The following is a 10,023-nucleotide window of genomic DNA, read 5'->3' on the forward strand; positions in this document are numbered from 1 at the left end:
ACGTTATTATTATAATACATCAATGGTTTGGCAACCGACTCACCAACCGCTTTAAGACCTGCAAAATGAATGACACCAAAGAATTGATTGTCAGAAAACACCTGTCTTAGTAAATCCGTATCACGGATATCACCTTCCACAAAGTCAATTGGCTGACCGATAAGACTAGCAACACGATTGACCGCTTCGCGGCTACTATTGGATAGATTGTCGTATACTACTATCTCGTAGCCTGCCTGATGCAGCGCAATACAAGTATGCGAGCCGATATAACCTGCACCGCCAGTGACCAATATCTTGTTTTTCATAAAAAACACCATTACTCTTTTAATTTCATCATTCGTTTTTATTTATAAATGCCACTATACTGGTAACCCTATAATATTACCAACGTAAATACGCCCATATTGCTATAGCAAGCTGCTTTACGCCATCATATTTGTCTTATTATCGTTAAAGCAGGCTTTATCCATCCTGATACGCTACCAACCATAGCTGTTAATTATCTTATGAAATTTGAAGCTTACATTAAGCCGTTATTATCAGGCTACTATAAACACTATCGTCAGCCAAAACAGCGCTTAGCCTTGGTCGTCGGTATGCAGCCATGGCGTGACATGGTGGCCGACTGGGTGTTTGAAGCGTCTCATATTCAGACCCAACGCCACTTTGATCAACACTATTTTGATAAATGGCTGAAGCCTTTTATTCAGCGTATTAATCCGGTTATTTATATCTGGGGTTATAAAGCACCACCATTTTTTATCGATTATATCCGCGAGCAAGGTCTAGATATCTTCTTTTTAGAAGATGGTTTTATTCGTTCAGGGCCTGATGATGAGAGTGGTGCGCCGCCATTATCTATCGTAATAGACAGCCAAGCGCCCTACTTTGATACCAGTCGTCCAAACGATTTGACCGATTTAATCGCCAATTTTGACTTTGAGCAGGACGGCTATGATGAAACACTAGCACAAGAGATGCTCGATTATTACGTTGCGCGTCGCGTGAGCAAGTATAATCATCAACCTTATGTCGATGTCGTACCGATATATGGAATTAAGAATAAAAAACGTATTTTAGTATTAGGTCAAGTACCACATGATGATTCGTTAAAATACGGTGGCGGTATTGGTATTACCCTACTTGATGTGGTTAATCGAGCTATTAACGAGAACCCTAATGCACAAATCATCGTCAAACCGCATCCGATGACCCTCAATGATTCTTCTATCGTTAACACCCTAACTGAGTTAGATTGCCTTATTCTCACTCAGTCTATTCATTTGGTCGATGCTTTAGAGACCATCGATCATGTTTATACGATTACGTCATTAGGTGGATTTGAGGCGTTGTTAAGAGGCAAAAAGGTCACCGTATTAGGGCGACCTTTTTATGAAGCTATCTGTGAAAGAGAGGATAATAAGTGTCAATACTTCCTAATATGCTATCTATACAGTCAATATAATCACTGTGTTATATCTGCATGAATTTTTAGAAAAGCAGCAGGATCTTCTATTAATTTAGACTGACCTTGTTCAATCAAGATTTTATCAGCCAATTCACGTAAAGCGCCAAAGCCACCCTTGGTATTTGTCACTAAATCACACTTAACCTTGACATAATCTGGCGCATCAGCAACAGCCACGGCAACACCACAACTAATGAAGGCTGGTAAATCAATGGTGTCGTCACCGATATATACCGTATTGGCTTTGATAGTATTTGCACGCTGAATAATTTCTTGACAAGCCATTTCTTTATTTTTGATACCTAGCATAAAAATATCAATCCCTAAATCAGAAATCCTTTTCCTTAATGACTTTGAATCTTTACCTGATAATACTGCTACTTGAATGCCTGCCTGTTGCAACAGCTTTATACCTAAACCATCGCGCACATGAAAGCGTTTGATACATTCACCATGTTCATCATAGTAAATACCACCGTCTGTTAATACGCCATCAATATCCGTAATAACAAGGTTAATGTTAGAGAGTAAAGATTTTTCACTCTCTAATGGCTTACCTTGAAGAATAGCGATTACTTTCTCTAAATCTTCTGGAGTATCTACACCGGGTCCTGTTTGCATTACTTCAAATGCATAAATATCTATATCGCTATCTAACAATCTTAATTGCTCAAGCTGCTCTGCTATCTCAATTTCAGATTCAGCTAATTGAGAATATTGCTCTAGCACAGACTTACGGTAAGCATATACACCAACGTGTTGTTTATAATTCGTCTGTACATCCTTATCCCTAATAAAAGGTATAGGAGAGCGGCTAAAATAACAAGCACGACCACTGTGAGATGTTACCACTTTGACTGTATTAGGATCTTTAGCCTGATGCGCACTGATAGAATGATAAAGCGTTCCAACTTCAATTGACTTATCTGCTGCCATAGCATTAATTAGCAGCTCTAGATCCTCAGGACGAACCAAAGGCTCATCACCTTGTAAGTTGATATACAGATCAGCATCAACTTTATTCATTACTTCTACTAATCTATCAGTACCTGAAGCATGAGTTGAGCTTGTCATCACTCCCTTACCACCAAAACTGTTAACTACTGAAAGAATGTTTTTGTCATCTGTTGCAACTACTACAGTAGCGTTCTTAACAGATGCGGCTTTCTCATACACATGCTGAATCATTGGTTTACCCAAAATATCTGCAAGTGGTTTCCCAGGAAAGCGTGAAGATGAATAACGAGCGGGAATAACAATAGCAACAGATTGCATCTGATATACCTTTGAATAAGTTTTACTGAATGTCTAAATCAGGCAATGATTTAACCAAGTCATCAATTTGCTTCATTTGCTGTAAGAAAGGCTCTAGCTTATCGAGTGGCAAAGCACTAGGTCCGTCACATTTAGCAGCATCAGGATTTGGATGTGCTTCTAAAAACAATCCAGCAAGACCCGATGCCATGCCTGAGCGTGCTAACTCAATAAGTTGATCTCTACGACCACCCGATGCCTCACTACCTGCATTTCTAGTTTGCAGTGAATGCGTTACATCAAAGATAATTGGTAAGTTATTACTGACACGTTTCATAACGCCTAGACCTAGCATATCAACCACTAGATTGTCATAACCAAAACAACTACCACGCTCACAAAGCATTAATTTATCACTACCCATTTCATTAAACTTATTAATGATATTTTTCATTTGCTCAGGGCTGAGAAACTGTGGTTTTTTGATATTAATCGGTCGGCCAGTTTCTGCTAATGCCTTTATCAAATCTGTTTGGCGGGCTAAAAAAGCAGGTAACTGTAATATATCAATGACTTCAGCAGCTGGCTGACATTGCTCTATCTCATGAACGTCAGAAATAACAGGGACATTAAAAGTATCTTTAACTTCTTGCAATATCTTCAGTCCTTCATCCAACCCCGGACCACGGAAGGAATGTATTGAAGATCTATTGGCTTTATCGAAGCTGGCTTTAAATACATACGGTATGCCAAGCTTTTGAGTAATCTCTACGTAAGCTTCACATGCTCTTAGAGCAAGATCTCTTGACTCAATGACGTTAATACCGCCGAATAATACAAACGGCTTATCATTACCAACGCTAATATCTTCTGTAATCTTCATACCATACTTCCTAATAGATATGACTGGAGCAGCCATTTATATTTAATTAATACCAGCTTGTACTAAGTCACGCAAAGCAAGCACACCGACTAACGTACCACCATCTAAAACTATAAGTTGATTTACTTTCTTTTGTCTCATGATATTGAGCGCTTCTGATGCCTTCATATCAGGTGAGGTCGTAATAGGCATAGTCTTCATGACACTGGCAATCGGCTGGCTCATGTCTTGATTAACTGTAAGTAGGCGACGTATATCGCCATCAGTCAGTACTCCATAATGATTTTCATCATCTAGTACTACCGTCATCCCCAATCTTTTTTCTGTGATTTCGAATAGAGCCTCTATTATACTAGTGCTTCCTGTTACTAAAGGAATCTCGTCACCCGATTTCATCAGATCAGCAACATGAGTCAATAGCTTCTTACCTAGAGAGCCAGCAGGGTGAGATAAAGCAAAGTCCTCAGATTTAAAGCCGCGAGCTTCTAGCAAAGCGATAGCCAGTGCATCACCGAGTACCATTGTGGCTGTGGTACTCGATGTAGGAGCTAAACCCATTGGACAGGCTTCTTCAAAGTCGCCAAGCGTTAAAGCAACATCCGCTGCTTGAGGCAATCTACCTGATAAGTTTTTACTAATACTTATTAAAGGTAAGTCTAGTTTTTTAATCACAGGTAATAAAATATTAATTTCATCGCTATTGCCAGAGTTTGAAATAGCTAGGATGACATCGCCCTTTACAATCATACCAAGGTCGCCATGACCCGCTTCGCCAGGATGTACAAAAAAAGCTGGTGTACCTGTAGATGCCATAGTAGCTGCTATTTTACGACCTACTAAACCTGATTTACCCATACCAGTAATAATAAGGCGGCCTTTACATTCCAAAATTTCTTTGCAGGCTTTCGTAAAGTCACTCCCTACTGAAGCTGTGAGTCCAACTAAAGACTCTATCTCTATATTGATAACTTTTTCGAAGATTTCAGAATATTCATTTCTCATATTTTTTCTCAGAATGGAAAACTCAATAATCAATTTACTATGAGCTCTTGCAAATTTTAATATTCAATTTTTATTTCAGCTTTTTTTCTGTTCAGTGTAATGTTTTTTTCTATCTTTTGAAGTTCATATTTATGCAAGTTAATGATATTAATAGATTCTATTACATTGTCATAATTAACATCTCCTAATATCTCACGATCTAATACATAATCAAACCAACTACTATCACAAAGCAATCCTATCAAATCAGGGTCAAACCTCATTTTTATTAGCTTTGCTGCTACTCCACCGTAGATACTATAAGGAGGAATGTCTTTAGTAACAACTGAGTTAGCAGCAATTATTGCTCCGTCACCAATACTAACTCCTGACATAATGATAACTCGTCTACCTATCCAAACATCATTAGACCTTTTGCAAAAGTACCAGTTCATTGACTTCAACTGACGAAGTTACAAGGGCTAGCGATGACTTATGCAAGAGGTCTATTACCTACCTTAACCTGTCCTTGCTTGTTCTGCTGATTCTTTGATTTAATACTTTTGAATGCATCAAAGTTTCCTAAACCTCCATTGTCACCAAAAGCAAAACCAGATGTACTCAAGAAATTAATCGGATGTTGGAAAGGATTAATAATGACCTCTGCAGAAATAGAGCAGTAATTACCAATTTCTGTATTCCTTATTTCACATTTTTTACCAAAATAAGTAAACGCACCTACCTCACAGTTTCCAGAGATTACGCAATCTTGAAATGAAATAGGAGACGAGCATTTCAGCTTGCCTTTTAATTGAAGCAAGTCTATATTTAAACCTATTGACTTTACGGATCGTTGAGTAAAACTATATAACATACAATTCCCTCTATTATTTCAAGATAGCTTCAAATATAAATGTGATTAAAATTTAATAATAGCATATTATTAAAACAGTATGACTAATAAAATTATTCTTTAAATAATATATACAACCGTTACAATTTAAAAAATATACTGTTTTTTAATAATGATCATTATTAATTTTCAAGCCTAAAACATATCTTATTGTACGTTTTAAAACAGCTTAAATCTAAATACTCAAGTAAAAAGTAGATCTTAGAAGAATAGTCAATATATTATGATAGCTCTAAGGCATTCAACCTTTTATATAAGTCATCGCTAGCCTGCACAAATCTGTCAGTGGAAGTCAATAAACGAGTGTTTTCACAAGAGGTCTATTAGTTCCTATAAGTTTATTATCATAACTCTCTAATTACAGATCATTAAATATTTCTATATTTAATGATATAATTTATACAATCATCTATATCACATACTCTCTCTAAGTCTGGAGAATAATAACGGCTACATTCAATATATGAAATATAAAATACTTCCTCAATAGTTCTATTTTTTATACGTCTATCTTCCACTATTTTGTCTGTCGTAATACCCCAGTTTGAATAAAATGGTACACCATAACAAATAACTTCTTTATTATATAGTAAAGCTTCAAAACCAAGACCTGAGCTGCAGACATAAACTTTATCAACAATTTCTAGTAATTGATGAGGATGAATATCATAGTCAATTAAATAAACGTTATTTATGTCTCTAGTAAACTCTACATTTTCATCACTAAAGTAAGAACCCTTTGCTCCTTTCACAGCATCAGGGTGTCTTTTTATGATAATATCTGCTTCAGGATTATCTTGAATAGCGTCAATCAACATTCTTTGAAAGTCGTTTTCATTAGCTTTTGCACAGACTACAGATTGATCGCCATAGCGTTGATCAACTACAAGTACCTTACGTGCACTATCGCGACCTATTGAAACAGGTAAATGAGGAGAGTCGTTATACTTGGAGATATGATTGTCAGTTATCAACTTAATACTATTCTTGGCTTTCAACAGCTCTTCATCTGTAAATAATCTATCAGAATTTAGTATTTTTTCGAAACTTGAAGCCTTGTAAGAATCATAGTATGCTGTATTACTGCCGCACAGAGTAATAGACAAGGCTGGCTCTTTAGACAAACCTATACCAACTGATCTTATAAAACCATCCTCTATAATGAAAGGTTTTTTGCCAAAAGAATTCATGAGTTTTGAAACAGATTTTTTATTATTACTTTCTGTAATACCCCACTGTATTACTTCGTCACAAAGAGAAGCTTCTATTTCATTCCTAGGCTTTATCATTTCAGAAAAATTCAAGAGTTCCGGTAAGTATAAGCCTGTATTTTTAATTAAATCTGGATTTGAGTTAGCAAGATATTTTATATGTGAATTAAAAGGCTCTACCTTTTCATTTTCTTCTAAATTTTCACTATTACTCAAAACTTCCAAGTATTTTGTAATTCTCGTTGAAGCTTGACCATCAAACCTCCCCGCTGATAGAGATTTTTCTGCCCAAGACCAATCTATGCTTTCAAGTGAAGCATTACTTGTCAACACTTCATCTATTCTATCAAAAAGTTCATCTTTATTATGTGCTACTGGAATTTTCATCCCATCCCACATTTGTGTAAAATCAAAATACTTTGTAGATACTACGGGAGTATCCGACAGTAAAGCCTCAAGAATTAAAGTACTATTAACTGATAATAACAGATCAGCGTGATATAAATTCTCAGCTACTGGTAAGAGATAAGAACCAGACTTATCAATAACCAATCTTTCATCAGCTTCCACCTTATCCTTTGTTCTTCTAAAAATAGTATTCTTATTATTACTTGGCGGTTCACGCATGATAAGTTGGGAATCATTTCTTTCACAGTAATCTATAATATCTAATAATGCTTGATTCTGTCGTTGAAGCGCATAACCTTGATCTACTTGAATATCCATAGGCTGTAAGGCATACAAAAAAATATTTTTATTTGGATCAAGACCATAAATCATACAAAAGTCTTTACGAGAAGTTAAGCTCTCGTAATTATTATAAATATCAAATTTTGGGGCACCAAGCACTTCAATCCTATTCTCATCTATGCCGCGTTCTATAAAAATATCTTTCTGCAATTGCCCCCACGTAATTATATGGTCACACTTAGGAAGGTTTATTTCATAAGCGCCTAACTTATACATATAGTACTTTTCTTGTGATAAAAATACAGATTCATGGAGCACCAGAATTGTTTTTATTCCTAAGTCATTACATGCATTCACTAGAATTCTCATTGCAGGATGCCAGTCAAAAGTAAATATAACTCCCTGAATATCTTTTTTAATAACTGCTAAGTGACTTAGTAGAAATTTCCGGTATTGGGCAGGATCTTCACGTGAAAACCTTGAAATATTTTTTCTATTTACTTCGCCATAACCATCAAACAACTGAAGTGGGTAGATCTTAAAATTTTTCGATTTATTTATAGACTGTATTACTGCATCACCATGACTCTTTATCCAAGGCAAGTATAAATAAGCTTCCTTACCTTCTTCAAAACTATAATCAGGTTTCAAAATACTTAAAGACTTCAGAGCGGACTGCTTAGATTCTATTTCATAGCCACTTTTATTACTACCCTTAGCTCTATCATTTGTTTTTGACTTATGCTTATTATCAAGTAAATAATCATCGCCATTTAAGCTTGAATTTATCTGTTTTATTCTTTTTTTAAAAGAATCTAGAAAAAAAAGAGAAGGGTTTTTTGCTAATTTAGTAAGTTTACTCACAGTTTCTTTACACCTTATATCTTACATCTTATTTAATTGAATTTAATATATTAACTAATTGATTGAAATACATAGCTAGCTTTAATTACATCTATTTTTCCAGCATACTCTAGCCTATGCCTATATCGTTTTTATTTATTAAGCAACATACCGATCTATTTTAAAAAACTAATACACTGCTCATTTAATAAGGCAGAATTTTGAATACTCTCATACTTTTTTCTCTTATGCCAAAATTTTCCAATGGATTATAGAAGCCAATCTGGTAGTGTTCTAAAAAAGTATGCTAACAATCATCAGCCGTATTCTATACTCAATTTTAGAATGACAGCCTTAGTAGCTCAAGGTATGGTCACCAGTGAACTGACGCATGCAGTTCTTACATAGGTAGTTTTGCTTACCATAGCCTTTTATACCATTTTCTTTAAACTAGGACTATGGCAATTGGGACGAATAAAGTCTATTTTTGTCTTCATAATCTTAAACATATCATCTTACTTTGGTTGTCACTCTTCCTTTATTCCCTCAGCATACCTTTTGATACACCGTCGCCAATCTTTCTACAATTAAAGTATCGCGTTCGTCAATTCAGTTATATAGTCAAAGAACTTATAAATCGCCACACAGCCATAAGAAATAAAAGAACAAGGTATCAACACAATCTAGCCGCCACTCTTTACGTTTTTGTTTGTCCCAAGCCCACATCTGCTCGATAGGATTTAAATTAGGACTGTAAGGCGGCGACCATAAAATAGTGTGATTTGCACTCTCTATGAGTTCAGTCGTGTCTTTTCGCTTAGGAAAGGTTGTAGTACTCGAGCACAGCTCTCCCCTTGCGCTCGAGCAAAGCAGTGCTTTGCTTTATCCTCGCTCATATCCATAATGATTACGCTGTCTTTCGGTAGGCCTGGTAGCAGCAGTTGTTCAACCCAACTATGGAATACATCGCTATTGACACTGCTATCATAGAGTCCAACAGCGAACAGCTAGCGCCTATAGCATTGGTTTGGTTCTCAAGCTGCCAGTTGTATTTTCCAAAGCATTTTTTACCTCTATGAGAATAACCGTAAGGTCTATTCTTATGAGATTTAAAGCCACTTTCATCAAGATAGATAATGGGCTTATCATCAAACTTAAATTGCGCTAACTTTTCAAGAAATATTAGACGTTTTTTATCATCTCCTTTTGGATGAGTTAAGCTCTTTTTTTTGAGTGATGCAGAGTCGTTTTAAAGCGATGCCTATCGCTCTTTGAGTGCAGTTAAAACGCCGAGCCCGTTCGTGCTGATAATCATCAGGATAAGCGTCTACATCAGCTCTTAGTAAATCATCGTCTATCTTTGTCGGAGTAAATTGACGTTTTTTACGCTCAGGGAATTTTTTCCAACGCTGAATGGTATTGGTGCTAATTTGATACTCCTCTGCAAGTTGTCGAATGCTATAGCCTTCTTCAAGCTTATTGAGTATCAGTTGTCGGTAGTCTTTTGAGTATGCCATATCATATACTGTAGCGGATTTATGTTTCTTTTACTATACATCTGAACATTTCTCAATAATAGGTCATCGCATACTTTACTGAGTGGTTTATACCTAATTTGTTTGGCAATTTAATTTTTGAGCCCTCACTGTAATATGGTTTTGATAGTATTCTAGGAAGTCCAAACTTGGCTGTTACTTTTTCATTTGACATTTTTCATAAATCGTATTTGGAAGTCCGCTGAATAAACCTCAGAAGTATTCTACCACTTTTCTTATCT

At 35.9% G+C, this 10,023-nt stretch carries 9 protein-coding genes and 2 pseudogenes; 1 reads left to right on the top strand and 10 read right to left on the bottom strand.

The window, feature by feature from the left end; genetic code table 11:
• Positions 1 to 308 (bottom strand): SDR family NAD(P)-dependent oxidoreductase (locus ACT3TU_RS12605; RefSeq protein WP_444784451.1); only part of this gene is annotated, 308 nt, incomplete at its 3' end.
• Between the two features lie 201 nt (positions 309 to 509).
• Here ACT3TU_RS12605 and ACT3TU_RS12610 point away from each other — a divergent pair.
• The gene (locus ACT3TU_RS12610; protein ID WP_192522735.1) at positions 510 to 1,490 is read left to right on the top strand and encodes a capsular polysaccharide export protein, LipB/KpsS family; all 981 of its coding nucleotides are present in this window, start codon (positions 510 to 512) and stop codon (positions 1,488 to 1,490) included.
• Here the strand turns inward: ACT3TU_RS12610 and kdsB are convergent.
• The 9 genes and pseudogenes from kdsB to ACT3TU_RS12655 all read right to left on the bottom strand — a co-directional run bounded on the left by kdsB (position 1,469) and on the right by ACT3TU_RS12655 (position 9,763).
• Positions 1,469 to 2,746: a 3-deoxy-manno-octulosonate cytidylyltransferase gene (gene kdsB, locus ACT3TU_RS12615; protein WP_192522736.1), complete on the bottom strand. Its 1,278-nt coding sequence runs from the start codon at positions 2,744 to 2,746 to the stop codon at positions 1,469 to 1,471. The two genes, ACT3TU_RS12610 and kdsB, sit on opposite strands and share 22 nt — an antisense overlap.
• A 22-nt stretch (positions 2,747 to 2,768) precedes the next feature.
• Positions 2,769 to 3,608 carry a 3-deoxy-8-phosphooctulonate synthase gene (gene kdsA / locus ACT3TU_RS12620; RefSeq protein WP_192522737.1) on the bottom strand — a complete coding sequence of 280 codons (840 nt, stop codon included), beginning with the start codon at positions 3,606 to 3,608 and terminating at the stop codon, positions 2,769 to 2,771.
• Positions 3,609 to 3,650: 42 nt separating this feature from the next.
• Entirely contained in the window at positions 3,651 to 4,610 is a 960-nt protein-coding gene (locus tag ACT3TU_RS12625; protein ID WP_192522738.1) for a KpsF/GutQ family sugar-phosphate isomerase, read from the bottom strand.
• 229 nt (positions 4,611 to 4,839) lie between these two features.
• Positions 4,840 to 5,017 (bottom strand): annotated as a pseudogene (locus ACT3TU_RS12630) (DapH/DapD/GlmU-related protein); the annotation flags it as partial.
• A 65-nt stretch (positions 5,018 to 5,082) separates the two neighbouring features.
• Positions 5,083 to 5,463, bottom strand: coding sequence for a hypothetical protein (locus tag ACT3TU_RS12635; protein ID WP_192522740.1), 381 nt, complete (start codon positions 5,461 to 5,463; stop codon positions 5,083 to 5,085).
• 407 nt (positions 5,464 to 5,870) lie between these two features.
• Positions 5,871 to 8,267: a capsular polysaccharide export protein, LipB/KpsS family gene (locus ACT3TU_RS12640; protein ID WP_444784452.1), complete on the bottom strand. Its 2,397-nt coding sequence runs from the start codon at positions 8,265 to 8,267 to the stop codon at positions 5,871 to 5,873.
• A 336-nt stretch (positions 8,268 to 8,603) separates the two neighbouring features.
• Positions 8,604 to 8,693 (bottom strand): annotated as a pseudogene (locus tag ACT3TU_RS12645) (IS1/IS1595 family N-terminal zinc-binding domain-containing protein); the annotation flags it as partial.
• A gap of 183 nt (positions 8,694 to 8,876) precedes the next feature.
• On the bottom strand, positions 8,877 to 9,119 hold the full coding sequence (locus tag ACT3TU_RS12650) for a transposase (RefSeq protein WP_413038363.1): 243 nt from the start codon (positions 9,117 to 9,119) through the stop codon (positions 8,877 to 8,879).
• A 323-nt stretch (positions 9,120 to 9,442) separates the two neighbouring features.
• Positions 9,443 to 9,763, bottom strand: coding sequence for an IS630 transposase-related protein (locus tag ACT3TU_RS12655; protein WP_192522742.1), 321 nt, complete (start codon positions 9,761 to 9,763; stop codon positions 9,443 to 9,445).
• Positions 9,764 to 10,023: the final 260 nt, after the last annotated feature.

Origin of the sequence: Psychrobacter sp. AOP3-A1-26 (assembly GCF_052378235.1) — a bacterium.
In the GTDB taxonomy this organism is placed as follows: Bacteria; Pseudomonadota; Gammaproteobacteria; order Pseudomonadales; family Moraxellaceae; genus Psychrobacter.